24 protein-coding genes are annotated in these 26,900 nt (G+C 72.0%); 18 read left to right on the top strand and 6 right to left on the bottom strand.

What is annotated here, in order from left to right; translation table 11 throughout:
- Nucleotides 1-55 precede the first annotated feature (55 nt).
- The 4 genes from ABEA04_RS18855 to ABEA04_RS18840 are packed head-to-tail and all read left to right on the top strand — an operon-like array spanning nt 56 to nt 3,722.
- Nucleotides 56-805, top strand: coding sequence for a YcnI family copper-binding membrane protein (locus tag ABEA04_RS18855; protein ID WP_345462357.1), 750 nt, complete (start codon nt 56-58; stop codon nt 803-805).
- A 7-nt stretch (nt 806-812) separates the two neighbouring features.
- Nucleotides 813-2,510: a copper resistance protein CopC gene (locus ABEA04_RS18850; RefSeq protein ID WP_345462354.1), complete on the top strand. Its 1,698-nt coding sequence runs from the start codon at nt 813-815 to the stop codon at nt 2,508-2,510.
- A gap of 1 nt (nt 2,511) precedes the next feature.
- A complete protein-coding gene (locus ABEA04_RS18845) occupies nt 2,512-3,414 on the top strand; it encodes a hypothetical protein (RefSeq protein WP_345462351.1) in 903 nt (300 codons plus the stop codon).
- Nucleotides 3,415-3,434: 20 nt separating this feature from the next.
- A complete protein-coding gene (locus tag ABEA04_RS18840; RefSeq protein WP_345462348.1) occupies nt 3,435-3,722 on the top strand; it encodes a DUF1905 domain-containing protein in 288 nt (95 codons plus the stop codon).
- Between the two features lie 256 nt (nt 3,723-3,978).
- Here the strand turns inward: ABEA04_RS18840 and ABEA04_RS18835 are convergent, their stop codons facing one another.
- Complete coding sequence (locus tag ABEA04_RS18835) at nt 3,979-4,563, bottom strand: mycothiol transferase (RefSeq protein WP_345462345.1); 585 nt, start codon at nt 4,561-4,563, stop codon at nt 3,979-3,981.
- Nucleotides 4,564-4,705: 142 nt separating this feature from the next.
- Here ABEA04_RS18835 and ABEA04_RS18830 point away from each other — a divergent pair, with 142 nt between their 5' ends.
- From ABEA04_RS18830 to ABEA04_RS18790, 9 genes are all read left to right on the top strand, one after another.
- Nucleotides 4,706-7,612 (top strand): Na+/H+ antiporter subunit A, encoded by a 2,907-nt coding sequence (locus ABEA04_RS18830; RefSeq protein WP_345462343.1) that lies wholly within the window; start codon nt 4,706-4,708, stop codon nt 7,610-7,612.
- Between the two features lie 2 nt (nt 7,613-7,614).
- Nucleotides 7,615-8,043: a Na(+)/H(+) antiporter subunit C gene (locus ABEA04_RS18825; protein ID WP_345462897.1), complete on the top strand. Its 429-nt coding sequence runs from the start codon at nt 7,615-7,617 to the stop codon at nt 8,041-8,043.
- Nucleotides 8,040-9,689: a Na+/H+ antiporter subunit D gene (locus tag ABEA04_RS18820; protein ID WP_345462340.1), complete on the top strand. Its 1,650-nt coding sequence runs from the start codon at nt 8,040-8,042 to the stop codon at nt 9,687-9,689. The genes ABEA04_RS18825 and ABEA04_RS18820 overlap by 4 nt, the downstream gene beginning before the upstream one ends.
- Nucleotides 9,686-10,279, top strand: coding sequence for a Na+/H+ antiporter subunit E (locus ABEA04_RS18815; RefSeq protein ID WP_345462338.1), 594 nt, complete (start codon nt 9,686-9,688; stop codon nt 10,277-10,279). Before ABEA04_RS18820 ends, ABEA04_RS18815 begins: the two co-directional genes overlap by 4 nt.
- A complete protein-coding gene (locus ABEA04_RS18810) occupies nt 10,276-10,650 on the top strand; it encodes an MrpF/PhaF family protein (RefSeq protein WP_345462335.1) in 375 nt (124 codons plus the stop codon). Before ABEA04_RS18815 ends, ABEA04_RS18810 begins: the two co-directional genes overlap by 4 nt.
- Entirely contained in the window at nt 10,647-11,015 is a 369-nt protein-coding gene (gene mnhG, locus ABEA04_RS18805; RefSeq protein ID WP_345462332.1) for a monovalent cation/H(+) antiporter subunit G, read from the top strand. The genes ABEA04_RS18810 and mnhG overlap by 4 nt, the downstream gene beginning before the upstream one ends.
- A 43-nt stretch (nt 11,016-11,058) precedes the next feature.
- On the top strand, nt 11,059-13,044 hold the full coding sequence (locus ABEA04_RS18800) for a TIGR03960 family B12-binding radical SAM protein (RefSeq protein ID WP_345462329.1): 1,986 nt from the start codon (nt 11,059-11,061) through the stop codon (nt 13,042-13,044).
- Between the two features lie 82 nt (nt 13,045-13,126).
- Nucleotides 13,127-13,762 carry a hypothetical protein gene (locus ABEA04_RS18795; protein ID WP_345462326.1) on the top strand — a complete coding sequence of 212 codons (636 nt, stop codon included), beginning with the start codon at nt 13,127-13,129 and terminating at the stop codon, nt 13,760-13,762.
- Nucleotides 13,763-13,771: 9 nt separating this feature from the next.
- Nucleotides 13,772-15,607 (top strand): GmrSD restriction endonuclease domain-containing protein, encoded by a 1,836-nt coding sequence (locus tag ABEA04_RS18790; RefSeq protein WP_345462323.1) that lies wholly within the window; start codon nt 13,772-13,774, stop codon nt 15,605-15,607.
- Between the two features lie 138 nt (nt 15,608-15,745).
- On the opposite strand, the gene ABEA04_RS18785 is transcribed toward ABEA04_RS18790, so the two are convergent.
- Nucleotides 15,746-16,564: an ATP-grasp domain-containing protein gene (locus ABEA04_RS18785; RefSeq protein WP_345462320.1), complete on the bottom strand. Its 819-nt coding sequence runs from the start codon at nt 16,562-16,564 to the stop codon at nt 15,746-15,748.
- On the opposite strand from ABEA04_RS18785, the gene ABEA04_RS18780 reads away from it, so the two are divergent.
- The gene (locus ABEA04_RS18780; RefSeq protein ID WP_345462317.1) at nt 16,539-17,198 is read left to right on the top strand and encodes a DinB family protein; all 660 of its coding nucleotides are present in this window, start codon (nt 16,539-16,541) and stop codon (nt 17,196-17,198) included. The genes ABEA04_RS18785 and ABEA04_RS18780 overlap by 26 nt on opposite strands.
- A 253-nt stretch (nt 17,199-17,451) precedes the next feature.
- Here ABEA04_RS18780 and ABEA04_RS18775 read toward each other — a convergent pair whose 3' ends face one another.
- The 4 genes from ABEA04_RS18775 to ABEA04_RS18760 form a co-directional block, all read right to left on the bottom strand.
- Nucleotides 17,452-18,675 (bottom strand): HNH endonuclease signature motif containing protein, encoded by a 1,224-nt coding sequence (locus ABEA04_RS18775; RefSeq protein WP_345462314.1) that lies wholly within the window; start codon nt 18,673-18,675, stop codon nt 17,452-17,454.
- Between the two features lie 354 nt (nt 18,676-19,029).
- Nucleotides 19,030-19,449 carry a DUF1905 domain-containing protein gene (locus ABEA04_RS18770; protein ID WP_345462311.1) on the bottom strand — a complete coding sequence of 140 codons (420 nt, stop codon included), beginning with the start codon at nt 19,447-19,449 and terminating at the stop codon, nt 19,030-19,032.
- Between the two features lie 8 nt (nt 19,450-19,457).
- A complete protein-coding gene (locus ABEA04_RS18765) occupies nt 19,458-20,006 on the bottom strand; it encodes a hypothetical protein (RefSeq protein WP_345462309.1) in 549 nt (182 codons plus the stop codon).
- A 20-nt stretch (nt 20,007-20,026) separates the two neighbouring features.
- Nucleotides 20,027-20,761 (bottom strand): hypothetical protein, encoded by a 735-nt coding sequence (locus ABEA04_RS18760; RefSeq protein WP_345462306.1) that lies wholly within the window; start codon nt 20,759-20,761, stop codon nt 20,027-20,029.
- A gap of 101 nt (nt 20,762-20,862) precedes the next feature.
- Here ABEA04_RS18760 and ABEA04_RS18755 point away from each other — a divergent pair, with 101 nt between their 5' ends.
- The 4 genes from ABEA04_RS18755 (at nt 20,863) to rplU (ending at nt 26,895) form a co-directional block, all read left to right on the top strand.
- On the top strand, nt 20,863-22,056 hold the full coding sequence (locus ABEA04_RS18755) for a winged helix DNA-binding domain-containing protein (RefSeq protein ID WP_345462303.1): 1,194 nt from the start codon (nt 20,863-20,865) through the stop codon (nt 22,054-22,056).
- On the top strand, nt 22,053-22,799 hold the full coding sequence (locus tag ABEA04_RS18750) for a TIGR03936 family radical SAM-associated protein (RefSeq protein WP_345462300.1): 747 nt from the start codon (nt 22,053-22,055) through the stop codon (nt 22,797-22,799). The genes ABEA04_RS18755 and ABEA04_RS18750 overlap by 4 nt, the downstream gene beginning before the upstream one ends.
- 306 nt (nt 22,800-23,105) lie before the next feature.
- On the top strand, nt 23,106-26,444 hold the full coding sequence (locus ABEA04_RS18745) for an Rne/Rng family ribonuclease (protein ID WP_345462297.1): 3,339 nt from the start codon (nt 23,106-23,108) through the stop codon (nt 26,442-26,444).
- 148 nt (nt 26,445-26,592) lie between these two features.
- Nucleotides 26,593-26,895, top strand: coding sequence for a 50S ribosomal protein L21 (gene rplU, locus ABEA04_RS18740; RefSeq protein WP_345462294.1), 303 nt, complete (start codon nt 26,593-26,595; stop codon nt 26,893-26,895).
- The last annotated feature ends 5 nt before the right edge of the window (nt 26,896-26,900 follow it).

Genomic DNA, 26,900 nt, shown 5'->3' with positions numbered 1-26,900 from the left:
CCCATCTCCCGGACCCTCCGGACCACCCGGAGCACCGACCTCAGAACGGACACCCATGCCCATCAGCACCCGGGCGCGCGTCGGCGCGACCCTCTCGACCCTCGCCCTCGGCAGCGCCGCCGTCGTCCTCGGCGCGGCGGCGCCGGCCTCCGCGCACGTGACGGTGACGCCGTCCGACACCGCCGCCGGCTCCTACGTGATCCTCACCTTCAGCGTGCCGCACGGCTGCGACGGCTCGGCCACCACGGCCGTGGCCATCTCGATCCCCGAGGGCATCAACACCGTCACGCCCACCCGCAACTCCTTCTACGACGTCGTCAAGACCGCCGAGCAGCTCGACCCGCCGGTCACCGACGCCCACGGCAACGAGCTGACCGAGCGCACCAGCGTGGTCACCTACACCACCAACAAGCCGCTGCCCGACGGCATGCGCGACGCCTTCGAGCTCTCGCTGCAGCTGCCCGAGGACGCCGCCGGCAGCGACCTCGCGTTCCCGGTGGTGCAGTCGTGCGTCGACGGCGAGACCGGCTGGACCGAGATCGCCGCCGAGGGCCAGAGCGAGGACGACCTCGAGTCGCCCGCGCCGATCGTGAGCGTCACCGACGTCGCCGAGGAGACCACCACCGAGAACGACGGCGCCGCCGCGGTCTCCGAGGTCGCGGCCGGTGAGGAGCCGCAGCCCGCCGCCGAGGAGGCCTCCGACGACGACGGCGGCAACGGCCTGGCCGTCGCCGGCCTGGTCGTCGGCGCCGCCGGCGTGCTCGTCGGCGGCGTCGCCCTCGCCCGCACCCGCCGCACCGCCTGACGCCGTCGTGAGACGAGCGCTCGCCGTCCTCGTCGCCGCCGTGGCCTGCGCCGTGGCGGCGCTGGCGGCGGTGGTGGGGACGGCGGCGCCCGCCTCCGCCCACGCCACCCTCATCTCCAGCGACCCGGCCGAGGGCGACGTGCTGCCCGAGACGCCCGACGTCGTGACCTTCACCTTCGACGAGCCGGTCGCGCTCACGGGTGAGTCGGTGCAGGTCTTCGACGCGGCCGGCGACCCGGTCGAGGCCGAGTCGAAGGCCAGCGACGAGGTGGTCACGACCGACCTGCCCGACGAGCTGGACGACGGCAGCTACGTCGTCGTCTGGCGGGCCATCTCGGCCGACGGGCACCCGATCGCCGGCTCGCTGACCTTCGCCATCGGCGCCCCGAGCGCCGAGGTCGCCGCGCCCCAGGCCGCCGAGGCCGAGCAGGGCGACGTGCGCGCGGTGCTGAGCGTCGTCCACGGCATCGGCTACGCCGGCCTGCTGCTCGCCGGCGGCCTGGTGCTGTTCTGGGTCTGGGCCGTGCGCGACGTGCGCGTCGACGACCCGGTGCGCGCCCGCGTGCAGCGGGTCGCCTGGACGGCGGCCGGGGTCGCCGTGCTCGCCGGTGTCGTCGGCATCCCGCTCGCCGGCGCCTACCAGCAGGGCCTGCCGCTGACCTCGCTCGGCGAGAGCGCCGCGGTCGACCTCGCCCTCGTCGGCGACGACCTCGTCGTGCTCGGCCTGCAGGTCGCGGGGCTGCTCGTCGCGCTGCTGACGATGCTGCGCCGCCCCCCGGTGGCCGCGGCCGGCGCGACCGTGGCGGTGCTGTCGCCGGCGATCGTCGGTCACTCGCGCGCCATCGAGCCGGTGTGGCTGGTCACGACCACGGACGTCGTGCACCTGGCCGCCGGGGCCACGTGGTTCGGCGGGCTGGTCGGGCTGCTGCTCGTGCTGCGCCCGCTGGCCGGCCGCAGCGGTGACGCCGCCCGCGTGCTGGCCCGGTTCTCGGCCGTCGCCGCCGCGACCGTCGCCCTGCTCGCCGTCACCGGCGGCCTGATGGGCTGGCGGATCCTCGGCGGCTGGGCGCCGCTCGTCGACACCGGCTACGGCCGCCTGCTGCTGGTCAAGGTGGGGGTCGCGCTGCTCGTGGTGGCGGCCGCCGGGTGGAACCGGTTCCGGCTGCTGCCCACCGCCACCGCCGAGCGGGGCGGCCACGCCGAGCGCCGCCGCGGCGTCCTGGCCGTGCGCACCGCCGTGCGCGTCGAGGCCGTGATGCTGGTCGGGCTGCTCGGCCTGACCGGCTTCCTCACCAACACCTCGCCGCGCGCCGAGGCCGCGGCCGCCTCGGTGCCCGAGCCGTCGGGCGTCGAGGTCGGCGTCCTCGGCGAGGGCACCGGCGCCGGCGCCGCCGACGGACAGCCCACCGGCACCAAGGCGCTGGTGACGATGGCCCCCGGCACCCGCGGCCCGAACACGATCAGCGTGCAGGTGCAGGACGACCAGGGCGAGCCCGTCGACGGGTTCGCTGCGCCGACGGTCTCGGTGAGCGCGGTGGGCGGCGAGGGCACCGACCTCGGCGCCCTGCCGGTCGTGCCCACCGGCGCCGGCACGTACGCCGCCGACGTCACCATCCCCGCGCCGGGCACCTGGCAGGTGCAGGTCAGCGTGCGGCGCTCCGAGTTCGACAACCCGGTCACGGTCGTGACCTTCGAGGTGAGCTGAGATGACCCACCGACCTCTACGTCGTCCGCTGGTCGCCCTCGCCGCGGCGGTGGCCGCCGTCGTCCTGCTGGCCGGCTGCGGCGGCGACGACCCGTCCGAGCCGGTCGACCCCGGCCGCGAGGTGCTGGCCCCCGCGCCCGACGGCGCCCAGCACACCCACCTCACCTTCGTCGGCGACGGCACCACCGCCGACGCCGGCGGCTACCGCATCGCCGACCTCGTGGTGCCGGCGCAGGTCGGCACCCCCGGCCGGCTCGCGTTCCGCATCCTCGACTCCCGCGGCCAGCCGGTCGTCGACTACGTCGAGGAGCAGACCAAGCTGCTGCACCTCTACGTCGTGCGCGACGGCGACCGCCGCTTCGACGCGTTCCGTCACCTGCACCCCGTGCTGGGCGACGACGGCACCTGGTCGACCACGGTCGACCTCGCCGAGCCGGGCGACTACCGGGTGGTCGCGGAGTTCGTGCCCGCCGAGCGCTCCGACGGCGCCCACGTGGTGGTGGGGGAGCGGGCGCGCCTCGAGGCGGCGCCGGGCGCGACCTACCCCGAGCCGCAGGCGGTCGAGGCGGTCAGCACGGCGTCCGACGGCGTGGTGACGGTGGCCGGGCCGCCCACCATCCAGGCCGGCGTCGACGCCCAGTTCGACCTCACCGTCAGCGGACCCGGCGGCGGGACGCCGAACCTCGGCACCTACCTCGGTGCCTACGCGCACCTGACCGGCTTCGAGACCGGGTCGGGCGCCTTCATCCACGCCCACCCGCTCGGCGCCCCGACCCCGGGCGACGCCGGCAGCGTGATCTCCTTCCACACCGCCATCGACCTGCCGGGCACCTACCGGTTCTTCGTGCAGGTGCGCGTCGACGGGTTCGTGCACACGGTGCCGGTGACCACCACGGTGGCCTGACTGCTCCTACGCTGCCGCACGTGGAGCTCGAGTTCAGCGGCGAGGTGTTCGCCTGGCGCGGCCCGGCGCCGCACCACTTCGTCGCCGTGCCCGCCGACGAGGCCGCCGCGCTCGACGACGCCCGGCGCGCGGTGACCTACGGGTGGGGGATGGTCCCGGTCACGGTCGGCCTCGGCGACACCGCGTGGACGACGTCGCTGTGGCCCAAGGACGGCGGTTACGTCGTACCGCTGAAGGCCGCGGTGCGCCGCGCCGAGGGCGTCGAGCTCGGGGACGTCGTCACGCTGCGGCTGACCGTCGCGCTCTGAGCCGTCGGCTGTGCCCGTCGACCGGCGGGGCACCTCGACCACGGTCCGCGCGCCGGTCCGACGATGGTCGAGGTGCGAGGCCGGCCACGGCCGAGCCTCGAGACCTGGCGCCGACCACGCGAACCCGACCTCGCGACCGCTCGTGGACGTTCGCGGACGTTTGCGGACACTCGCGAGGAGGGGCCGGTGGTCTCGAGGCTCGTCGCCAGGGCTCCTCGCACCTCGACCATCGTCCACACCTGTCAACGCCGCGCACTCAGCCCTCGGGCCAGGGCGCCGGCGCGCCGCCGACCGGGCGCCACCCGGGCGGCGGGTCCTCGCCGACGCGGCCGTCGACGGCCTCGCGCAGCAGGTCGGCGTGGCCGCAGTGGCGGCCGTACTCCTCGAGGAGGTCGAACAGCAGCCGGCGCGCGCTCGCGTGGTCGCCCTCGCCGTTGTCGGCGTGGACGGCGGCGCCGAGCCCGCCCGTGGCCAGCACCGCGGCGAACCGGGCCCGTGAGCGCCGGACGGCGTCGTCCCACAGCCCGTAGAGCGTCGCGGGGGCGTCGGCGGCGGCGCTCTCGAGCTCCCACTCGTTGCTCGCGTCGTAGCCGAGGCTCTCCCAGGGCTCACCGATGGGGTCGCCGGTGAGCATCACGGTGCTCTTGAAGTCCTCGACGGCGGCCAGGTGCTTGAGCAGACCGCCGAGGGTCAGGGACGACGCGCCGACCCGGGCGCGCAGCCCGTCGGCGTCGAGGTCGTCGGTCTTGAAGCGGAACGTCGCGCGCATCCGGTCGAGCGCGCCGAGCAGGTGGGCCTGCTCGTCGGCGGCGAACGGCGGCTCCCACGGGGTCTCGGTCATGCCGCGCACGCTAGGGCCCGTCGCGGACGAACGGCGTCCGCGAGCGAGCGGCGTCCGGTCCGTCACCGCCGATCCCTAGACTGGCCCCACCGCGCCCGCCCTGCTCGCCCTCGAACCAGAAGGCTCGATCCTGCTCGCCCTCGTGCTCGCCCACGCCGTCGCCGCTGCTGTGGCGCCCGCGCTGGTGCGGAGGCTGGGTCGTCGCGCGTTCGCCGTGCTGGCGCTGGTGCCCGTCGCCGCCGTCGTGTGGGCGCTCGCGCAGACCGGCACCGTGCTCGACGGCGAGACCGTGTGGCAGCGCGTGTCGTGGATCCCGACGATCGACCTGCAGCTCGACCTGACCCTCGACGCACTGCGGTGGCTGCTCGTGCTCGTCGTGGCGGGCGTCGGCGCCGTCGTCCTGCTCTACTGCACCTGGTACTTCAGCGACGACAGCGCCGGTCTGGTCGCCTTCGCCAGCACCTTCATCGCCTTCGTCGGCGCCATGCTCGGCCTCGTCGTCAGCGACAACACGCTGGTGCTGTTCGTCTTCTGGGAGCTCACCACCGTCTGCTCCTTCCTGCTCATCGGCTTCGACCCCACCAACCGGGCCGCGCGGCTGGCCGCCATCCAGGCGCTCGTCGTCACCACGCTCGGCGGCCTGGCGATGCTCGTGGGCCTGCTGATGCTCGGCCAGGGCGCCGGCACCTACTCGCTCACCGCGCTGGTGGCCGACCCGCCGGGCGGCACCGCGACGTCGGTCGCGCTGTGGCTGGTGCTGGTGGGGGCGCTCAGCAAGTCGGCCATCGTGCCGTTCCAGTTCTGGCTGCCCGGGGCGATGGCGGCCCCCACGCCGGTCAGCGCCTACCTGCACGCCGCCTCGATGGTGAAGGCCGGCCTGATCCTGGTGGCGCTGCTCGCGCCCGGCTTCGCCGAGGTCGCCGGATGGCGCCCGGTGCTCACCGCGCTCGGCGCGCTCACCATGCTGCTCGGCGGCTGGCGCGCGCTGCGCCAGGTCGACATCAAGCTGCTGCTGGCCTACGGCACCGTCAGCCAGCTCGGCTTCCTGCTGGTGGTGCTGGCCGTCGGCACGCGCACCGCCGCGCTCGCCGGGGTCGCCCTGGTGCTCGCCCACGCGCTGTTCAAGGCCGCGCTGTTCCTCGTCGTCGGCGTCGTCGACCAGGCCACCGGCACCCGCGACCTGCACGTGCTCTCCGGGGTCGGACGCCGCCTGCCCTGGGTCGCCGTCGCGGCCGTGCTGGCGGGCGCGTCGATGGCCGGCATCCCGCCGCTGCTGGGCTTCGTGGCCAAGGAGACCATGTGGGCCGGCCTGCTCGAGCTCACCGAGCCCGACGGCCCCTCGGGCCTGCCCCCGTGGGCCGGCTGGGTGCTGGTCGTCGCCGTGCTGGCCGGCTCGTGCCTCACCGTCGCCTACACCGTGCGCTTCCTGTGGGGCGCGTTCGCGGCCAAGCCCGGCGTCGCGCCCACCGAGGTCGCGCGGGCCGGCGTCCCGTTCGTGGCCGGACCCGTGCTGCTGGCCGCGCTCGGCCTCGGGCTCGGCTTCGCCGGCGCCGCGCTCACCGACGCCGTGGGCGTCTACGCCGACCGGTTGCCCGCCGTCGGCCACGACGAGTACCTCGCGCTCTGGCACGGCTGGGAGCGGCCGCTGCTGCTCACCGCGGTCACCGTGGTCGTCGGCGGGGTGCTGTTCGTCGTCCGCGACCCGCTGTGCCACCTGCAGGTGCGGATGGCCTCGCCCGTCTCGGCCGTGCAGGTCTACCAGGCCGGGCTGCGCGGCGTCGACCGCGTGGCCGTCGAGGTCACCGGCTTCGTGCAGCGCGGCTCGGCGGCGCTGTACCTCGCGATCATCCTCGGCGTCATGGTCATCGGCCCGGGCGCGGCGATGGTCTGGGCGCTGGCCGGGCGCTCCGACCTCGACCTCGTCGCCTGGGACCGGCTCGGCCAGCCCATCGTCGGCGCGGTGATGATCGCCGCGGCCATCGAGACGGTGCGCTCGCGGCGCCGGCTGCGCGCGTTCATCCTGGCCGGCGTCACCGGCTACGGCTGCGCCGTGCTGTTCCTGCTGCACGGCGCCCCCGACATCGCGCTCACCCAGGTGCTGGTCGAGACGCTGGTGCTCGTGGTGATCGTGCTCGTGCTGCGCCGGCTGCCCGACTACTTCACCGACCGCCCGCTGCGCCCGATCCGGTTCGCCCGGATGGCGCTCGCCGGCGCGATGGGCATGGTGGTCACCGGCGCGCTCTACGTCGCGGGCAGCTCGCGCCTCGCCGTGCCCGACACGGCCGACCTCGTGCAGCGCGCCTACGACTTCGGCTACGGCCGCAACATCGTCAACGTCACGCTGGTCGACGTCCGCGCGTGGGACACCTTCGGCGAGATCTCGGTGCTCGTCGTCGCGGCCACCGGCGTGGCCAGCCTGATCTTCGTCGACACCCGCAGCGGGGGAGTGAGGCGGCTGGCCGACGCCCCGTCGCCCGAGCGGTTCGACCTGCAGCGCTCGCGGCCGACCTGGCTGGCCGCGCCCGGCACGCTGAGCCCCGACCGCCGCTCGATCGTCTTCGAGGTCGTGACCCGGCTGATCTTCCACGGCATGGTCGTCTTCTCGTTCTACCTGCTGCTCGCCGGCCACAACCTGCCCGGCGGCGGCTTCGCGGCCGGCCTGGTCACCGGCCTCGCGCTGATGGTGCGCTACCTGGCCGGCGGCCGCTACGAGCTCGACGAGGCGCTGCCGCTCGACGCCGGCGTGGTCATCGGCACCGGCCTGTTCGTGGCCGCGCTCTCGGGCCTCGGCCCGGTCGCCTTCGGGGGCGAGGTGCTGCAGACCGCCGACGTCTACCTGCGCCTGCCCTGGCTCGGCGAGCTGCACCTGGTGAGCTCGGTGGGCTTCGACATCGGCGTCTACCTCGTCGTCGTCGGTCTGGCCCTCGACCTGCTGCGCACCTTCGGCGCGCGGCTCGACCGGCAGATCCTGCGCGCGCAGCGCGAGGAGCGCACCGGCACGCCCGAGCCGAGCCCCGCCGACGACGAGACGGCGGCGAGCGCGACGTGACGATGAACCTCACCCTGCTGCTCGTGGCCGGCGCCCTCGCCGGCTGCGGGGTCTACCTGCTGCTCGAGCGCAGCCTCACCCGGGTGCTGGTCGGCCTGGTGCTGCTCAGCAACGGCGTCAACGTGGCGCTGCTCGTCTCGAGCGGGCCCGCCGGCGAGGCGGCGTTCTACGGCTCCGCCTCGATCGACGAGATGACCGACCCGCTGCCGCAGGCGCTCGTGCTCACCGCGATCGTCATCACCCTCGGCACCGTCGCCTTCCTGCTCGCCATGGCCCACCGCAGCTGGCAGCTCACCGGGCACGACGACGTCCAGGACGACACCGAGGACGCCCGCATCCGCCAGCTGGCCGACGACGACGCGACGTCCGACAGCTACGGCCTGACCACGGGCGGCGAGCCCGACGACGAGCCCGAGGAGGACGGCGCATGACCGCCACCGCACTCGTGCCGCTGCCGGTGCTGCTGCCCCTGCTGGGCTCGGGCGCGGCCCTGATGCTGTTCCGCTACCCGAAGGCCCAGCGCACGCTGAGCGTGGTGGTGCTCTCGGCCATCGTGGTGGTCGCGGCGGTGCTGCTCGTGCTCGCCGACCAGCGCGGCCCGCAGGTGGTGTGGCTGGGCGGCTGGAACGACCTCGGCATCGCGCTGGTGGCCGACCGGCTGGCCGCGTTGATGCTGCTCGTCTCGTCGGTCGTCACGCTCGCCGTCCTCCTTTACTCGCTCGGCCAGGGCATCAGCGACAGCGACCGCTCGGCGCCGGTGTCGATCTACCACCCGACCTTCCTGACGCTGGTCGCCGGCGTCTGCAACGCCTTCCTGGCCGGCGACCTGTTCAACCTGTTCGTCAGCTTCGAGATCCTGCTGTTCGCCAGCTACGTGCTGCTCACGCTCGGCGGCACCGAGGCCCGGGTGCGGGCCGGCACGATCTACGTCGTCGTCAACGTGCTGTCCTCGATGCTGTTCCTGGTCGCCATCGCCGCGGTCTACGCCGCCACCGGCACCCTCAACATGGCCCAGCTCGCCGAGCGGCTCGACGCGCTGCCGGCGTCCACGACGCTGCTGCTGCACCTGATGCTGCTGGTGACCTTCTCGATCAAGGCCGCGATCTTCCCGCTGTCGCTGTGGCTGCCCGACAGCTACCCGACGGCGCCCGCCCCCGTCACGGCGGTCTTCGCCGGGTTGCTGACCAAGGTCGGCGTCTACGCGATCATCCGCCTCGAGACGCTGCTGTTCCCCGGCGGCAGGCTCGGCACGCTGCTCATGGTGGCGGCCGGGCTGACGATGGTGATCGGCATCCTCGGCGCCATCGCGCAGTCCGACATCAAGCGCCTGCTGTCGTTCACGCTGGTCAGCCACATCGGCTACCTGGTCTTCGGCATCGGCCTGTCGAGCGCCGCGGGCATGGCGGGCGCCGTCTACTACGTCGCCCACCACATCACCATCCAGACCGCGCTGTTCCTGGTGATCGGGCTGATCGAACGACAAGCCGGCAGCACCGGGCTGCTGCGGCTCGGTGGCCTGGCGCGACTGTTCCCGGTGCTCGGCGTGCTGTTCTTCGTCGCGGCCATGAATCTTGCCGGCATCCCGCCGCTGTCGGGCTTCCTGGGCAAGGTGGGCCTGCTGCAGGCGGGCATCGACGACGGCGGCGCCGTGGCCTGGACGCTCGTCGGCGTCGGCACCGCGGTCAGCCTGCTCACGCTCTACGCGGTCGCCAAGACGTGGGCGCTGGCGTTCTGGCGCTCGCCGGCCGAGGCGCACGCGATGGCCGAGCAGCTGGCGCACGCCGACCTCGACCTCGACGGCCCCGGACGCCTGCAGTTCGCCTCCCGCGACGTCGGGCAGGCCAACGCCATCGTCGACGGCGAGGCGCCCGAGCGCGACCTGCTGCAGCGGCTCGACGACGACGGCCGCCCGAGCCGGCTCCCGGTGCTGATGGCCGGACCGACCGCCGGACTCGTCGTCTTCAGCCTCGCCCTCACCGTCTTCGCCGGCCCGCTGTACGCCTACACCAGCCGCGCCGCCGACGACCTGATGGCGCGCACGCCCTACCTCGCCGCGGTCGAGGAGGCGGGGCAGTGAGGTCGAAGGTGCGCCGGGTGGCGCGGGCCGGACGCCGCATCCAGTGGCTGATGGCCGGGTGGCTGACGCTGGTGTGGTGGGCGCTGTGGGGCACCTGGTCGGCGATGTCGCTCGTCGGCGGGCTGGTCGTGGCGACCCTGGCGCTGACGCTGTTCCCGCTGCCCGCGCTCAAGCTCGACGTCTCGGTGCGGCCGCTGGCGGTGGTGGCGCTGGTGCTGCGCTTCCTCCTCGACGTCGTCGTCGCGAGCGTGCAGGTGGCCGTCACCGTGCTGCGTCCGCCGCGCGACCTGCGCAACGCGATCGTGCGGGTGCAGCTGCGCTCGGACTCCGAGCTGACGCTGGTCATCGTGGCCGAGCTGGTCTCGCTGGTGCCCGGCAGCATCGTGGTCGAGGCCAACCGTGCCTCCCACACCCTCTACCTGCACGTGCTCGACGTGCGCGGTCCCGACGCCCTCGACGCCCAGCGGCGCCGGGTGCTGGCCCAGGAGGCCCGCGTGCTCAAGGCGCTGCCGCCCCGGCGGAGTCCCGAGCCCGACCCCGAGACCGACACCGACACCGAGCCCGACCCCGAGACGGAGGTGGCGCGATGAGCGTGCTGCTGGTGGCCGCGGCCTGCGTGCTGGGCGTGGCGGCCCTGCTCGCGACGGTGCGGATGACGATGGGGCCGACCATGCTCGACCGGGCCGTCGCCTTCGACGTCGTCGTGGCGATCACCATCGCCGCCGTCGCGGTCGACGCGGCGGCGCGCCGTACCGCCGAGAACCTGCCCCTGCTGCTCGTGGCCACGATGCTCGGCTTCGTGGGCTCCATCAGCATCGCCCGCTTCAGCCCCGGCAGCGACCACGTCGAGGCCAGTGACGACGACGAGGACGACGACGACCGCCTCGGCGGCCCGGCCCCCGGCGGCGAGCGTCGCGGCGACTCCGACGACGTCGACTCGACCGCGGAGCGCTCGCTGTGACCGCCTCGGAGGTGCTCGACCTCGCGGGCGCGGCGTCGCTGCTGCTCGGCGCGCTGTTCAGCCTGGTGGCCGCGATCGGCATCGTCCGGCTGCCCGACCTGCTCACCCGCATGCACGCCGCCACCAAGCCGCAGGTCCTCGGGCTGCTGCTGGTCGCGCTCGGGCTCACGCTCGTGCTGCGCGACTGGTCGGCGGTCGCCGTCCTGGCCCTCGTGGTCTTCGCGCAGTTCACCACCGCGCCCGTCGCGGCCCACATGGTCGGCCGCGCCTCCTACCGCGCGGGGCAGGTCCACACCGACCTGCTCGACGCCGACGAGCTCACCGACGCCGTCGACCCCGACACCGGCTACCGGCCCAACGGCTGACGACGAATCCGCGCGCGTCGGGCCCCGCTCGTAGGATCGGGGGATGCCCACCACCACCGCACCCGCCCGTGGCGAGAGCGTCTTCGCGCGCCTCGAGCCGCACCTGCCCTCGGTGAGCAAGCCGATCCAGTACGTCGGCGGCGAGCTCAACTCCACCGTGAAGGAGTGGGACTGCGCCCCCGACGGACCGACCGTGCGGTGGGCGCTGATGTACCCCGACGCCTACGAGGTGGGGCTGCCCAACCAGGGCGTGCAGATCCTCTACGAGGTGCTCAACGAGCGCGACTGGATCGTCGCCGAGCGCACCTACTCGGTCTGGCCCGACCTCGAGGCCGTGATGCGCGCCGGCGACGAGCGCGGCCCGATCCCGCAGTTCACCGTCGACGGCCACCGGCCGGTCGGCGACTTCGACGTCTTCGGCCTCAGCTTCTCGACCGAGCTGGGCTACACCAACATGCTCAACTCGCTCGACCTGGCCGGCATCCCGCTGCACGCGGCCGACCGCGGTGACGCCGACCCCGTCGTCCTCGCCGGCGGCCACGCCGCGTTCAACCCCGAGCCGATCGCCGACTTCCTCGACGCGGCTGTGCTCGGCGACGGCGAGGAGGTCGTGCTCGCCATCTCCGAGGTGGTGCGCGAGTGGAAGGGCCAGGACCGCCCCGGTGGGCGCGACGAGCTGCTGCGCCGGCTCGCGGTCACCGGCAACGTCTACGTGCCGCGGTTCTACGACGTCACCTACGGCGCCGACGGCGCGATCACGGCCGTCGTGCCGAACCGGCCGGGCATCCCGGCGCGGGTGCGCAAGCACACGCTGATGGACCTCGACGCCTGGCCCTACCCGGCCAAGCCGCTGGTGCCGCTCGCCGAGACCGTGCACGAGCGCTTCAGCGTCGAGATCTTCCGCGGCTGCACGCGCGGCTGCCGGTTCTGCCAGGCCGGCATGATCACGCGGCCGGTGCGCGAGCGCAGCATCGAGACGATCGGCGCGATGGTCGAGAACGGCATCCGCAAGAGCGGCTTCGAGGAGGTCGGGCTGCTCTCGCTGTCGAGCGCCGACCACTCCGAGATCGCCGAGGTGGCAGAAGACCTCGCCGACCGCTACGAGGGCTCCAACGTGAGCCTCTCGCTGCCGAGCACCCGCGTCGACGCCTTCAACATCACCCTCGCCAACGAGTTCTCGCGCAACGGGCGCCGCTCCGGGCTGACCTTCGCCCCCGAGGGCGGCAGCGAGCGCATGCGCAAGGTCATCAACAAGATGGTCAGCGAGGACGACCTGATCCGCACGGTCGCTGCGGCCTACTCGCAGGGCTGGCGGCAGGTGAAGCTCTACTTCATGTGCGGCCTGCCCACCGAGACCGACGACGACGTCCTGCAGATCGCCGAGCTGGCCAAGCGGGTCATCGCCACCGGTCGCGAGGTCTCCGGGCGCAACGACGTCCGCTGCACCGTCTCGATCGGCGGGTTCGTGCCGAAGCCGCACACGCCGTTCCAGTGGGCCTCGCAGCTCGACGTCGAGACCACCGACGAGCGGCTGCGCAAGCTGCGCGACGTCGTCCGCTCCGACAAGCGCTACGGCCGCGCCATCGGCTTCCGCTACCACGACGGCAAGCCGGGCATCGTCGAGGGACTGCTCTCGCGCGGCGACCGCCGCGTCGGCCGCGTGATCGAGGCGGTGTGGCGTGACGGCGGCCGCTTCGACGGCTGGAGCGAGCACTTCTCCTACGAGCGCTGGATGGCCTCGGCCGAGACCGCCCTCGCGGGCACCGGGGTCGACCTCGACTGGTACACGGTGCGCGAGCGCGGCTACGACGAGGTGCTGCCCTGGGACCACCTCGACTCCGGTCTCGACAAGGACTGGCTGTGGGCCGACTGGGAGGACGCCCTCGCCGTCGCCACGGGCGAGTCCGACGTCGAGGTCGACGACTGCCGCTGGACGCCGTGCTACGACTGCGGCGTCTGCCCAAGCCTTCAGACTGAGACGCAGATCGGACCGACGGGACAAAGGCTGCTACCACTTTCTGTGGTCTGACCTGCGGCAACGTGGGTTCTGCTCCTGCCGCTGACGATTGGCATACTCGTGATTGTCAAAGTGAGGATGACAGGAGCGATCGTTGCCAGCCCGTACGAAGGTGCGCGATCTACCTGAGGCGCTCGAGTGGTTGCGCCAAGGCCGCACTTACCAGTGGATCGCGGACGAGTACGTGCGGAAGTACGGCGTCGAGACCACCGTGTCGATGTGGGCGGTGCTGCGACGAAGGCACGGAATCGAGCCCAGAATCGTTCGTGATCGATCGCTGATTCCTTGGGAGGTTCGACCTGAGCATCGTCACGGTCATGCGGTAGCAATGCTCCGCGCCGAGGCCCGACGGAGGACGGGGGTTCGACTGAAGCCAAAGGTTGCGGCTGACTTGAACGCATGGCTTGACCGGCTCAAACGCGACGGGGCGGTTGTGCTCTACGACCGATCTGCGCCCGGGGGATGGCGGTACGTGCCTCGACGTGACGGCGTTGATCTGGACCTGATCCGGGAGCCGGAGGCCGCGATGCTCTTTCGCCAGGGTTGCGACGATCGAGTTACCTCCCAGATCGTCATCGTCTACGACGACGGCACGGAGGCGCCATTTGATCCCCTGCTCCTGGAGTCGACGGGCTCGTTCGGCGAGGCCGAGGGCGGCATGGCCGTTTCGCGGTGTTGCACCAAAGACGGTCGCGGTGGAGATAGGGTCCTCGGACGCAACCCTTACTGAGGAGTTCGAGTGTCGACTGCCAACAGCGAATTGATTCCCATTAAGTCCACGACTCGAACGGTTCAAGATTGTTTCCGGTCGTGCTTGTACGTAGTCCCAAACTTTCAGCGACCCTATAGTTGGGACATCGACGAGTTAGAGGACTATTGGGATGACGTGGTGCTTGCAAAAGGGGATTTCTTTTTTGGTTCGACAGTCACGTGGGAGAGCGAATCTCGGGAGCTATTCAACAATTCATACTCCATCATCGACGGTCAGCAGCGTCTGACTACGAGTGCCATCATTCTGTCTGTCATCCGCGACTCGTTTACGAGGATCATCGACGGTCTCAGTGAGGCGGAGCCCTCTGACGAGGTCACGGCCCTGCTGGTGCAAGCGCAGACCCAAGCGGACAATACGCAACGGTACTTGATAACCGTCGACGACGACGGCAATAAGTTTGCTGTTATCAAACGTGATGAACCAAATTTCAGAGAAGTCGTCCAGAACCCAAGCGCTATACCGTCGGGCAAGAAGTGGAATGGGAGCGCGAGACAGATCGGGACGGCGCGCATTTTCTTTGAGAATCGACTGACCGATAGCGTCAAGGATCAGTCGGCTGCCGAAGCCATTGAGACCCTGAAGGCAATCCGCAGTAACGTACTCAAGGCGAGGCTCATTCAGGTTGAATTGACCTCTGAAGAGGACGGGTTCCTTATCTTCGAGACCCTAAACACTCGCGGTGCCGACCTTCGGTTAGCTGACCTTGTCAAGAACCTACTTGTCCGTGGCGGGGCTTCGGATCCACAAGATCGCCAGACAATCTCTGATAGGTGGGAGCGACTAGTAAGTCTTCTGCAAGCGGCACCGGGATCGGCTGGAGCCATTGATCAGTTCATCTGGCAGTCTTGGAACTCTCGCCGCGCAGCGGTCACTGAAGCGGAGCTCTACAAGAACATCACTAAGACCGTCGAGGGTGACGCTGCTCGCCATATCTCGTACCTTGAAGAACTTGAGTACGACGCGCTCACCTATCAGTACATCGACGACGTCGACCTCATCATTGATAAAAGTGAGTTGGGGGTCAAGAGTGCATTGAAGGTCCCCGAGGTTGTCGACACCTTGAGAGCGCTATCGTTGTTCAATGTTTCGGTTGCAAACTCTGCTCTTCTCGCTGTTGTTCGTAAGTATGAAAAGTCATCGGCACTGCTAAAGCGAGATTTGATTGATGTATGCCGTGCAATCGAGAACTTTCATTTCCAATTCACGGCGCTATTGAACAGTGGTTCAACGGGTGGCACCCGCAGTCGCTACAACAAGTTTGCGGTTGAGTTAGAGGGCGCCGCTTCTAAGCCTGACGTTAAGACGTCTATCAATTCTTTTAAGGCCAAATTGGCTGGCAGTCTGCCGTCGGACAGTGACTCGAAGGATGCGTTCGCCGAACTGTTTTACGCTCCGAATGTTCGGCTTACGAACGCTCAGAAGCGGCGTTCGCGAAAGCACTTCATCGCTTATGTCTTGCTTCGATTCGCGCAGGATGGCAACGCATTGCCTCGAGGTCAGGACCTGACTACATGGACAATCGAGCACATTCGGCCGCAGAGTAGAGCCTCGGGCGCGGTTGGTAGTCCAGAATATTCGATCGGAAACTTGGCACTCTTGACGAGTGGAGCCAACGTCACACTCGGTGATGGCAATCTTAGTTCGAAGCAGGACGGGTTAAAGACCCTCGTGCCATGGAAGGATTCGGATTTGTCCGGCTGGCTGGACGACAGCACGAAGATCGAAGTGACCGCCGCCGATATCTCCGCGCGGGCGAAAGCGCTTGCGGAAGTCGCCGTCGACACCGTCTGGGCAGTGAAGTAGGTAGTCGTCCGGCAGTCGCCGTGTCTGACTGTGGGTGCTGATCTGGATATAAGTGCGGTTCGGTCTGCCCCGAGATGAGCACCGAGATCCAGATCGGCCCGACGGGCAAGCGGCTGCTGCCGCTGTCGGTGGTCTGAGTCACCGGGCGGCGAGCCGACCGATCGAGTCGGCCGTCGCGGCCACGAAGGCGGCGCGGCGATCGGCGTCCACGAGGTCGAGCGACAGGTAGGGGTTGAGGTCCTCCAGCTCGACGAGCAGCAGGTCGCCGTCGCTCGTGCGGCAGGCGTCGACCCGCTGGATGCCGTGGTCGACGTCGTTCCAGTCGACGAACCGCTGCGCGAACGCGAGGTCGGCCGGCGTCGGCTCGTAGGGCTCGAGGCCCCACCGCACGTCGGGGTCCGGCGCGAACAGGGCGTACTGGAAGGACCGGTCGACGAAGTAGAACGAGACCTCGTGCTCGAAAGCGACCCGCGGCTGCACCAGCATCCCGGCCAGGTCGGTGCCGGGCAGGTCGTCGCGCCCGACGGTGCGCAGGCCGATCGAGTCGGCGCCGTTGCGCGGCTTGACGACGTAGGTGCCGGCGTCCGGCAGGCGGTCGATGTCGGCGGCGTCGTCCACGGTCGGGATGACGGGGTACCCGGCCGCGGACAGCTCGACGAGGTACCCCTTGCCCACCTGGTCGCCCTTGCCGCTGAGCTCGGTGAACACCTTCACGCCCGTCGACAGGGCCTCGTCACGGAACCGGCGGTAGTCCGCCTCGTAGTGCACGACCGGGCCGCTGTTGCGCACGACCACCACGTCGGCGTCGGCCATGAGCGACGCGGCGTCCAGCGGGTGGCACAGGCTCACGGTGAAGTGCTCGCGCAAGGCGTCGGAGAGGTGGATGTCCTCGTCGCAGTACCGCCGCCCCCGCGCCTGGTAGGTCAGGTCGGTGACGAAGAGGACGCGGATCGGCACGAGCGGATCGTCCCACCCGCGGCCGACGCGGTCGTGTTCCACTGGGCCCGTCGACGACGAGGCGGCGAAGGCCCTGCTGCGGGCGACCCTCGACTCCGGGCGCGACGCCGTCCTGAGCAAGCTCGAGGGGCTCGACGACTACGACGTCCGGCGGCCGCTGACCCCGACCGCCACCAACCTGCTCGGGCTCGTGAAGCACCTCGCGACCTGGGAGTCGCGCTACCTCGGGCACGTCCTCGGCCGGCCGTGCGCCGAGCCGGTGCCGCCATGGGAGGACCGCTCGGCACGCGGCACCGACTCGTGGGTGGCCGAGCACGAGACCCGCGACGACGTGCTCACGCTCTTCGCACGGGTGCGGGAGCACGCCGACGCCACCATCGCGGCGCTGCCGCTCGACGCCCCCGGCGAGGTGCCGTGGTGGCGTCCGCGTGAGACCACGCTCTTCGACGTACTGGTGCACCTGGTTGCCGAGACCAGCCGCCACGCGGGCCACGCCGACATCCTGCGCGAGACGCTCGACGGCGTCATCGGCACGGACGCGGCGCGGTCAGTGCGAGTCGCGGACGACGCCGACTCGTGGGCGGAGCGATGGGCGACGGTCGAACGCACCGCACGGGCCGCGAGGGGTGCCTAGCGCCCGAGGATGGGACGCGCCGCCGCTTGACGTCGACCTCCCGATGGACCGACCCCACGGACGGGCCGGGTGGTCTGAGGCTCCTCGCATCTCGACCGCCTCAGGCGGAGCACGGTGGTCGAGGTGCGAGGCCGGTCACGGCCGAGCCTCGAGACCCCGGAAGGTCAAGGCGAACCCGACCCGATGGACCCTGAGCTTGTCGAAGGGCCCCAACGCACGCCGGTAGCCCCGCGGGGGGCGGGGTGTGGGGCGGTCAGGGTCGGCGGCGGCGGTCGACGGTGAAGGTGCGGCCGGTAGGGCTGGTCCACTCGTACAGCCCCTGCCCTATGGGCTCATAACGCCAGCGGCTGAACGTCTTGGCGCGGTGGTGCCGTCGGCAGAGCGGGGCGAGGTTGGACGTCGAGGTCGGTCCGCCGGACTCGTGCGGGTGGATGTGGTCGAGGTCGACCCGTCGTCTGGTGCAGCGCGGGAAGACGCAGTGGCGGTCGCGGAGCAGCACGTGCTCGGTGATGGCGGGGCTCGGACGGTAGGCGTCGCTGGACTTCTCGACGTTCAGGTCGATCACAGGACGGACGGTGACCTTCGTGCCGGCGGTTTCGCACCACTGCTTGATCTGTTTGATGAGCACGGGGGTCTGGGTGTTGTCGAGGACGGCGACGTCGGTGGCGTCGAGGTGCGCGTACAGCGTCACCCCACGCCCCGAACCGGGCTCGGTGTCGAGGTCGAGGGCCAGCTGCGCGCGGGCCATCTCGCCGAGCGCTTGGGAGCGGCGGACGTCGAGGGTCTCGGTCGAGCCGAGGTCGGCGAGCTGCTGCGCGCCGGCCTTAAGGGCGGCTTCGAGGTCGATCGCGTCGGCGGCATCGAGGGTGGCGGCGATCTCGACGGTGCCGTTGATCGGGACGTCGAGCCCGTTGAGCCGGATGTCGACCTTGCGGTTCTCGGCTGCTTCCTGGCGTCGGCGTTCTGCTTCGGCGGGGTCGAACCGGGCGATGGCGGCGGCGGTGGTCCGTTCGATCTGGGCGAGGGAGAGGTCGTGGGCGAACGGGGCGAGGGCCTGGTCGACGAGCGCGGCGCCGACCTTGCTGAGGATGACGGTGTGCTCGGCGACTCGGAACGCTCGCCACACCGGCACCTCGCCGGCCTCCACGCGGGCGTGGAGGCGGGGGAGGCGGTGGCGCAGCTCGAGGGCGTGGCCGAGGTAGCGGAGTCCGGAGTCGGTGGAGACGCCCATGACCGCTGCGAGGTCGAGCGCGGCCCATTCGTGGACGACCGGGGCGCCGGGGCCGGCGACCTCGAGGCCTGGCTCGGCCAGGGCGTCGGTGATGTAGTCGGCGTCGGTGGTGGTGTGGTCGGCCGCCCAGGCGAGCACGACGCGGAGCTTGGTGACGTCGATCCGCGCCTGTTCGGCCACCACGGACTCGACGGCGTCGAGCAGCGGGTCGCTGCTCACGCGGGGAGTCTTGGTGGTGGTCGGCATGGGCCGATTCTATCGCCGACCACTGACAACCGCTGCTGTGTTCGAGGGTCTGTGGAGAACTCCGGAAGGCCCTTCGACAGGCTCAGGGTCCGTGGGGTCGGGCTGGGCTGTGAAGGCCGGTGGTTTCGACGACGCTCGCTGGGGCTCGCTGCCCAACCACCGGTTGCAGCGTCCGGGCCCCTCGACGGGCTCAGGGTCCGTGTGGTCGGTCTGGGCTTGGCGGGGCCGGTGGTCTCGAGGCTCGTCGCCAGGGCTCCTCGCACCTCGACCATCGTCACGAACGCGAACGCGACCGCACGGACCCTGAGCTTGTCGAAGGGCACCCCGGCGAACCTCTGCGCGGTGGTGGCGGCGTCAGGCGTCGCGGAGGGTGGTGAGGATCTTCTCGACGCGGCGGGTGCGGGTCTCGTCGGTCCGGGCGTCGGCGACGGAGGTGGCGTGGGCCTTGCGGCGGCTGGGGGCGAGGGCCGTGGCGAGCGCGTCGGGCACCTCGACGGTGCGCGGGGCGTCGTCCACCTCGAGGCGGATGGTGGCCTCGTCGCCCCCGCCGAGGCCGGTGGCGGCGCGGGTCTCGGCGTTGAACGAGATCAGGAACCGGCCGCCCATCGAGGAGATCGTGTTGCGGTAGGAGTAGCCGTCGTCGACGGTGACGACGACCGGCACCCGCTTGCCCCGACCGAAGGCCGCGACGACCTCGTCGGGGACGACGATGCCCACGTTGGTGCCGCTGGTGGACCGCAGCGTGGTGCGGAAGGTCTGCACGGTCTCGCTCACGGCGCGGCTCAGAGGATCGCGAGGACGACGAGGACCACGCCCGCGACCAGCGCGCCGAGCACTCCCACGAGCGCGAAGACGAGGCCGATCCTCGCCGTCTTGTTCATCTTCTTGGTGAGGCCGAGCCGCTGCGCCTGCTCGTCGATGAGCCGGTTGCCCTCGGCGGAGTCGAAGGAGTAGTCGACGACGGCGCCGACGTTGCCGTCGTCGTCCACGCCGAGCTCCTTGCGGAACGACTTCGAGCGGAAGGTGCCCTGGCTGAAGCCGGCCTGCGCCTTCAGGGTCGGCCTCGGGACGCCGCCGCCGACGTCGGCGCCGGCGGCCCACTCGACCGTCGCGCTCTTGTCGGTGACGTCGTAGGTGCCGGCCTCGGCATCGACCCTGACGACGTGCCGGAACGTCTGCGACAGCGACCTGCGGTACATCAGCGTCCACCACTTCTGGTCGACGACGTCGATCTGCACCGTGAACCCGTCGGGGGTCTCGTCGGTGACCGTGTAGGGAGTCTCCTCCGTGGCGCGGCGGACCTCGGCAGCGAGCTGGGCGGCGTCGACCATGGCGTCAGGCTACGGGCGGGTCAGAGCACGGCCTCGTCGAGCGAGCCGGAGGTCGGCTCGACGTAGCAGGCGAACTTGTCGTCGGGGTCGATGTTGTCGGGGTCCTCGATGACGACGCTGAACTGCAGGGTGCGGCCGGTCTCGTCCTGCCACTGGTTGACGGCGTCGATGTCGGCCTGGTCCATCACCTGCGCGCACACGTCGGTGGTGAGCACCGAGTCGTCGAGCACGCCCTCGTAGTCGCCGGCCTCCGCGACGGCGACGATCTCGGCGTCGTGCGACTCGCCGCACTCGGCCTTGGTCAGGCCGATCTGGTCGCGGTCGTCGTCGTCGACGTCGACGCACTGGCCGACCTCGGCGTTGTCGGGGGTGACGACCTGGTCGATGCCCCAGACGACGAGGATGGTCAGGCCTATCGCGGCCAGGGTGCCGATCGGGCCGATGATCGAGGCGGCGATGGCCGCCCACCGGGCGCGCCGCTGGCCGTTCTTGGTGCGCTTGAGGCCGATGAAGCCGAGGATGGCGCCGACGATCGAGAGGCAGCAGGTCAGGCTGAGCACGAAGCCGGTGATCGAGACCGCGTCGTTGGGCGCCGGCTGCGGGTTGCCGCCGTAGCCCTGGCCGTAGGGGTTGTACGGGCCACCCGGCCCACCCGGCCCACCCGGCCCGCCTGGCACCGACGGTCCGCCGTACGGGTTGCTGCCGTAGGGGTCGTTGCCGCCCGGCGGCTGGTAGGGCTCGTAGGGGTTGCTCATCGGTCGTCGGCGTCCTTGCTGGCCTCGGTGGGGGTCGTCGCGAGCGCACAGTGTGTCAGCCGGGACGCCGAGCGCGGCGGGGAGTTTGTGAGGATGGCCCCGTGCGCCTGGTGACCGACGACGAGCGACGCGCCCGCCTCGGACGCCGTCACGCCCTCGCGGCCCCCGACCGCGCCGCGGACGCCGAGGCGGCGACGCGCGCCGTCACGGTGCTCCACTCCACCGAGCCGGCCACCGTGTACCTCTCCTGCCACGCCCGCGTCGACGACCTCGCCGTCGCCGACGTCGACCACGCGCTCTACGACGACCGCACGCTCGTCAAGCAGCTCGCCATGCGCCGCACCCTGTTCGTCTTCCCGCGCGACCTGCTGCCCGCGGCGTGGGGGTCGGCGTCCGCGCGCGTCGCCGCCGCCGAGCTCAAGCGGATGGCCAAGGACGTCGAGAAGGCCGGCATCGCCACGGACGGCGAGCGGTGGGTGCTCGAGGCCCGGACCGCCGTCGGCGACGCCATCGCCCGGCGACCCGACGGCCTCACCGCCGTCGAGGTGCGCGAGCTGCTGCCCGAGGTCGCGGTGAAGTTCGACGTCACCGCGGGCTCGGTGTGGAACCACGGCCGGATCCTCACCCACCTCGGCCTCACCGCCGAGATCGTGCGCGGCACCAACACCCAGCACTGGCGCCTCTCGCGGCCCCGCTGGACCACGATGGCCGACTGGCTCGGGCCCGACGGTCCCGCCGCCGACGACCAGCCGCTCGACGCCGCGGCCGGCTACCGCGAGCTCGTCGGACGGTGGCTGCGCTCGTTCGGTCCGGGCACCGAGGACGACCTCGTGTGGTGGCTCGGCGCCACCAAGGCCGCCGTCCGGGGTGCCCTCGCCGACCTCGACGCCGTCGCCGTCGACCTCGAGGGCGGCGGCACCGGCTGGCTGCTGCCCGACGATCTCGACGAGGTGACCCCACCGCCGTCGTGGGCCGCGCTGCTGCCGGTGCTCGACCCGACGGTCATGGGCTGGCGCGACCGCGCCTGGTACCTCGGCGACCACGGCCCCGCGCTGTTCGACCGCAACGGCAACGCCGGCACCACCGTCTGGGTCGACGGCCGCGTCGTCGGCACCTGGGTGCAGGACGACGCCGGCGTCGTCCACACACGCCTGCTCGAGCCGGTGCCGGACGCCGCCGCCCGGGCCGTCGACGCGGAGGCGCGGCGGCTCACCGAGTGGCTCGACGGCGTCCGCGTCGGCACCGTCTATCCCTCGCCGGCCATGAAGGCCGCCCGCACGGAGGTCACCGCGTGAGTCGTCAGCAGCCCGAGCAGCAGGCCCCGCCGGTGCAGCGGCTGCGCGTCCGCTACGCCAAGCGCGGCCGGCTGCGCTTCGCCAGCCACCGCGACTTCAGCCGGTCGTTCGAGCGGGCCGTCTTCCGCGCCCGCATCCCGATGGCCTACTCCTCGGGCTTCAACCCGCACCCGCGCATCTCCTACGCCGGCGCCGCGCCCACCGGTGCGGCCAGCGAGGCCGAGTACCTCGAGATCGCGCTCGCCGAGGTCTGCGCGCCGGACGACGTCCGCGCCAGCCTCGCCGAGGCGATGCCCGACGGACTCGACGTGCTCGCGGTCGCCGACCCGGCCGCCGGCGGCGGGGCGCCCGCCAGCCTCTCCGACCTGCTGCAGGCCAGCCGGTGGACGCTCGAGGTCGCCGCCGCCCCCGACGAGACCCGCGCCGCCGTCGAGCGGCTGCTCGCCGAGGAGTCGGTGGTCGTCGAGCGCATGACCAAGAAGGGCCTGCGGGCCTTCGACTGCCGGGCCGCCGTGGTCGCCGTCGGCGTCGTCGAGGGCGACCCGGACCGCGCCGGCGCCCGGCTCGACCTCGTGCTGCAGCACACCGTGCCCGCCGTGCGACCGGACGACGTCCTCACCGGCCTGACGCGGCTGACCGGCCTGGAGGTGGGCCCGGCCCCGCTGCTGACCCGGGTCGAGCAGGGCCCGCTCGTGGACGACGGCGACGGCCCGCCGCGGGTGGGGGATCCCTTCGCCGGGTGAGCCGCGGGTGAGTGGCCGGTGAGTCGCCGGTGAGTCGTGCGGCCCTGCCTTGGGGAGGGGTGTGCGATACTCGGCCTCGGACGAGCACCTCCACGGAGGTACTCGGCAACAGACCGCGACGTGGTCCGGGCCCGGTGACAGCGAGCCCCACGACCGGCGACCGCGGCAGCTGCCGGGAGATCCCGCGCCGAACCCGGCGTGCGGGCCCTCGTGCACCGCCCACCAGACTTCGTGCCGCCGCGCGGCCAGCCCGCATCGCGGCACCCAACACCCCGACCGTCCCGGTCGGGCGAGGAGCAGCAGCCGATGGCTGACGACGAGCAGCAGGACCCCACCCTCCCCATCCCGGCCGCCGAGCCGGACACCGAGCCGGGCACCGAGCCGGACGGGGCCGCAGCGCCCCCGGCGAAGAAGGCGGCCCGCAAGACCGCCGCCAAGCGCACCACCAAGAAGGCCGCGGCCGCGAAGACGGCCGCCGCCGACTCCGAGACCCCCGCCGACGCGCCGGTCGACGCGCCGGTCGACCAGCCCGCCGGTGAGCCGGAGGCCGCGCCGGCGAAGAAGGCCGCCAAGAAGGCGCCGGCCAAGAAGGCCGCGGCGAAGAAGACGGCCGCCAAGAAGACGGCCGCGAAGAAGACCACCAGCAAGAAGGCGGCCAAGAAGACCGCCGCCCCCGAGGCTGCCGACACCACCGACGCCACTGAGCCCACCGAGGCCGAGGTCGTCGTCGAGCCCGTCGCCGAGGAGGTCGAGCCGGCCGACGCCGGCACGGCGCCCGCCGCCGCGATGCCGCTGTTCCAGGCCCCCGAGGTCGTCGCACCCGTCAAGCGCAGCCGCAGCCGCCGCAAGGCCGCCCCGGTCGAGGAGCCCGCGGCCCCGCCCGCGCCGCCCGTCGGCGACGAGGCCACGCCGGACGACGAGGCCGAGCCCACCGACGAGCAGGCCCCCGAGGCCGAGACCGCCGAGGTCGAGACGCCCGAGGCCGAGACCCCCGAGACCCCCGAGGCCACCGAGACCCCCGAGACAGGGGCCTCCGACGACGAGGCCGAGTCGGCCGGCGACGGCGAGGACGCCGCGCCCCGCCGTCGGCGCCGCCGGGGCGGCCGGCGTCGCCGCAAGAGCGGCGACGGTGGCGAGGCGTCGTCCGACGACGACGGCGACGACGAGGGCGACGACAAGTCGGACACGTCGGAGAAGTCGGACAAGTCCGAGAAGTCGGAGAAGTCGGAGAAGTCCGAGAAGTCCGACCGGGCCGACGACAAGGACGGCCAGGGCGAGGGCAGCGGGTCGTCGCGCCGTCGCCGCCGGCGCCGTCGCGAGGGCGACAGCGAGAACGGCACGGGCGACGACCCCAGCAACACCACCACCCGGGTGCGCCGGTCGCGCTCGCCCGAGGACGAGATCACGGCCGTCGCCGGGTCGACCCGTCTCGAGGCCAAGAAGCAGCGCCGCCGCGAGGGCCGTGAGGCCGGACGCCGCCGCGCCCCGATCGTCAGCGAGGCCGAGTTCCTCGCCCGCCGGGAGTCGGTCGAGCGGGTCATGGTCGTGCGCCAGCGCGACGAGCTGACCCAGATCGGCGTCCTGGAGGACAAGGTGCTCGTCGAGCACTACGTCGCCCGCGAGTCGCAGACCTCGCTGATCGGCAACATCTACCTCGGCCGGGTGCAGAACGTGCTGCCCTCGATGGAGGCGGCGTTCATCGACATCGGCAAGGGCCGCAACGCGGTGCTCTACGCCGGTGAGGTCAACTGGTCCGCGCTCGGCCACAAGGACGGCAACCCGCGCAAGATCGAGTCGGTGCTGTCGTCGGGCCAGACGGTGCTGGTGCAGGTCACCAAGGACCCCGTCGGCCACAAGGGCGCCCGCCTGACCAGCCAGATCAGCCTCGCCGGCCGGTTCCTGGTCTACGTGCCCGACGGGACGACGTCCGGCATCTCGCGCAAGCTGCCCGACACCGAGCGCAACCGCCTCAAGACGCTGCTCAAGGAGATCGTCCCCGACACCGCGGGCGTCATCGTGCGCACCGCCGCCGAGGGCGCCAGCGAGGACGAGCTGACCCGCGACGTCGAGCGGCTCAAGGCGCGCTGGGAGGACATCGAGGCGAAGTCGAACGGGCGCGGCAAGAACCCGCAGCTGCTCTACGGCGAGCCCGACCTGACCCTCAAGGTCGTCCGCGACCTGTTCACCGAGGACTTCGCGCGGCTCGTCGTGCAGGGCGCCGACGCCTGGGACCTGGTCAGCGGCTACGTCTCGCACGTCGCCCCCGACCTCGCCGACCGGCTCGAGCGCTACGAGCCCGCCGAGCACAACGACGTCGACCTCTTCGCCGCGCACCGCGTCGACGAGCAGATCGCGAAGGCGCTCGACCGCAAGGTCTTCCTGCCCTCCGGCGGCTCGCTCGTCATCGACCGCACCGAGGCGATGACCGTCGTCGACGTCAACACCGGCAAGTTCACCGGCTCCGGAGGCAACCTCGAGGAGACGGTGACCAAGAACAACCTCGAGGCCGCCGAGGAGGTCGTGCGCCAGCTGCGGCTGCGCGACATCGGCGGGATCATCGTCGTCGACTTCATCGACATGGTGCTCGAGTCGAACCGCGACCTGGTGATGCGCCGCATGGTCGAGGTGCTCGGGCGTGACCGCACCCGCCACCAGGTGGCCGAGGTGACCTCGCTCGGCCTGGTGCAGATGACGCGCAAGCGCATCGGCACCGGCCTGCTCGAGTCGTTCAGCGAGCCCTGCTCGCACTGCAACGGCCGCGGCGTGGTCGTGCACGAGCTGCCGGTCGAGCCCAAGCACGGCCAGGACGACGGCGAGCGCCGCGGCGGACGTCGTCGGGGCGGCCGGGGCCGGGGCGAGGACGCCGACGGCAACGGCGGCAACGGCGGCAACGGGAACGGCGGCAACGGGAACGGTGGCTCGCGGGCCGCCGAGCCGACCCCGCCGGCCCACAAGCCGACGCCCGCCGAGTTCGCCGCCATGGCGAAGGCCGAGAAGCGCGAGGCCGACGAGGCGCAGGCCGCGGCGCAGGCTGAGGCGGACGCCGTGACGACGGTCGAGCCCGACGCCCCGGTCGAGGCCGCGGCCGAGCCCGAGACGCCGGTCGAGGCGGTCGAGCCCGAGACGCCGGCCGAGCCCGAGACCCCGGTTGAGCCGGAGGCCCCGGTCGAGCCGGCCGCCCCCAAGGTCGTCACCCGCGCGCGCCGCGGCGTCACCCGCACCGCCGCCTCCACCCCGGCGGTCGCGCTGACGCCGGTCGCCATCGAGGCGCCCGCCCCCGGGTCGACGGGGCCGGCCGAGACCGAGGTCGTCGCGCCCGCCGCGCCGCCCAAGGTCGTCACCCGCACCCGCGGTGGGTCGCGACGTCGTCCCGCCGCGAGCGCCGAGCCGACCGACGTCCCCACGCTGCCGGAGATCCCGGAGGCGTCCCCGGCCGAGAGCAGCATCGGCGCCGTGGGCACCCTCGGCGAGCCGCCGACGTCCGGAGTCGTCGAGCCCGGCGTGGTCTCGGTCGAGCCCGCCACCGGGCCCGCGGACGCCGACGGGTCTGCGGACGGCGGCGACGCGGGCGGCACGTCCGACGAGCCCGCCGAGGCGCCCGAGCTGCACGTGCCGGTGAAGAAGCGCGGCTCGCGCAAGCGCTGAGCGGCCTCGGTTTGGCGGCACCCGGTGCGGGTCCGTACGATGGGACGTCGGTGCGCTGCCGCGCGCCGCTTCGCCCGACACCTCTCGGCCCGCTCGACGCGGGTGTCGCGGCTTCACTGATCTGAGCAGGACGACGAAGGAGACCGCGGTGTACGCGATCGTGCGCGCAGGCGCCAAGCAGGAGAAGGTCGCTGTCGGCGACGTCATCCGGATCGACCGGGTGCAGACCCCGGTCGGCGAGACGCTGACGCTGCCCGTGCTGATGGCGGTCGACGGCGACTCGGTCACCTCCAGCGGCCTCGACAAGGCCGCGGTGACCGTCGAGGTGCTCGGCGACACCAAGGGCCCCAAGATCGTCATCCAGAAGTTCAAGAACAAGACCGGCTACAAGCGCCGCATGGGTCACCGCCAGAAGTACACCCAGGTGCGCGTCACCGACATCTCGGTCTGACAGCC

Origin of the sequence: Nocardioides marinquilinus (genome assembly GCF_039543705.1) — a bacterium.
Taxonomy (GTDB): Bacteria; Actinomycetota; Actinomycetes; order Propionibacteriales; family Nocardioidaceae; genus Nocardioides; species Nocardioides marinquilinus.
This window is presented reverse-complemented; position numbering and strand designations above follow the sequence as displayed.

What these genes read in the sequence shown, in the direction of transcription:
- ABEA04_RS18855 (WP_345462357.1), top strand. Translation starts at nt 56, where the DNA reads ATGCCCATCAGCACCCGGGCGCGCGTCGGCGCGACCCTCTCGACCCTC.
- ABEA04_RS18845 (WP_345462351.1), top strand. Translation starts at nt 2,512, where the DNA reads ATGACCCACCGACCTCTACGTCGTCCGCTGGTCGCCCTCGCCGCGGCG.
- ABEA04_RS18835 (WP_345462345.1), bottom strand. Translation starts at nt 4,563, where the DNA reads ATGACCGAGACCCCGTGGGAGCCGCCGTTCGCCGCCGACGAGCAGGCC.
- ABEA04_RS18825 (WP_345462897.1), top strand. Translation starts at nt 7,615, where the DNA reads ATGAACCTCACCCTGCTGCTCGTGGCCGGCGCCCTCGCCGGCTGCGGG.
- ABEA04_RS18820 (WP_345462340.1), top strand. Translation starts at nt 8,040, where the DNA reads ATGACCGCCACCGCACTCGTGCCGCTGCCGGTGCTGCTGCCCCTGCTG.
- ABEA04_RS18810 (WP_345462335.1), top strand. Translation starts at nt 10,276, where the DNA reads ATGAGCGTGCTGCTGGTGGCCGCGGCCTGCGTGCTGGGCGTGGCGGCC.
- ABEA04_RS18800 (WP_345462329.1), top strand. Translation starts at nt 11,059, where the DNA reads ATGCCCACCACCACCGCACCCGCCCGTGGCGAGAGCGTCTTCGCGCGC.
- ABEA04_RS18775 (WP_345462314.1), bottom strand. Translation starts at nt 18,675, where the DNA reads ATGCCGACCACCACCAAGACTCCCCGCGTGAGCAGCGACCCGCTGCTC.
- ABEA04_RS18765 (WP_345462309.1), bottom strand. Translation starts at nt 20,006, where the DNA reads ATGGTCGACGCCGCCCAGCTCGCTGCCGAGGTCCGCCGCGCCACGGAG.
- ABEA04_RS18760 (WP_345462306.1), bottom strand. Translation starts at nt 20,761, where the DNA reads ATGAGCAACCCCTACGAGCCCTACCAGCCGCCGGGCGGCAACGACCCC.
- ABEA04_RS18745 (WP_345462297.1), top strand. Translation starts at nt 23,106, where the DNA reads ATGGCTGACGACGAGCAGCAGGACCCCACCCTCCCCATCCCGGCCGCC.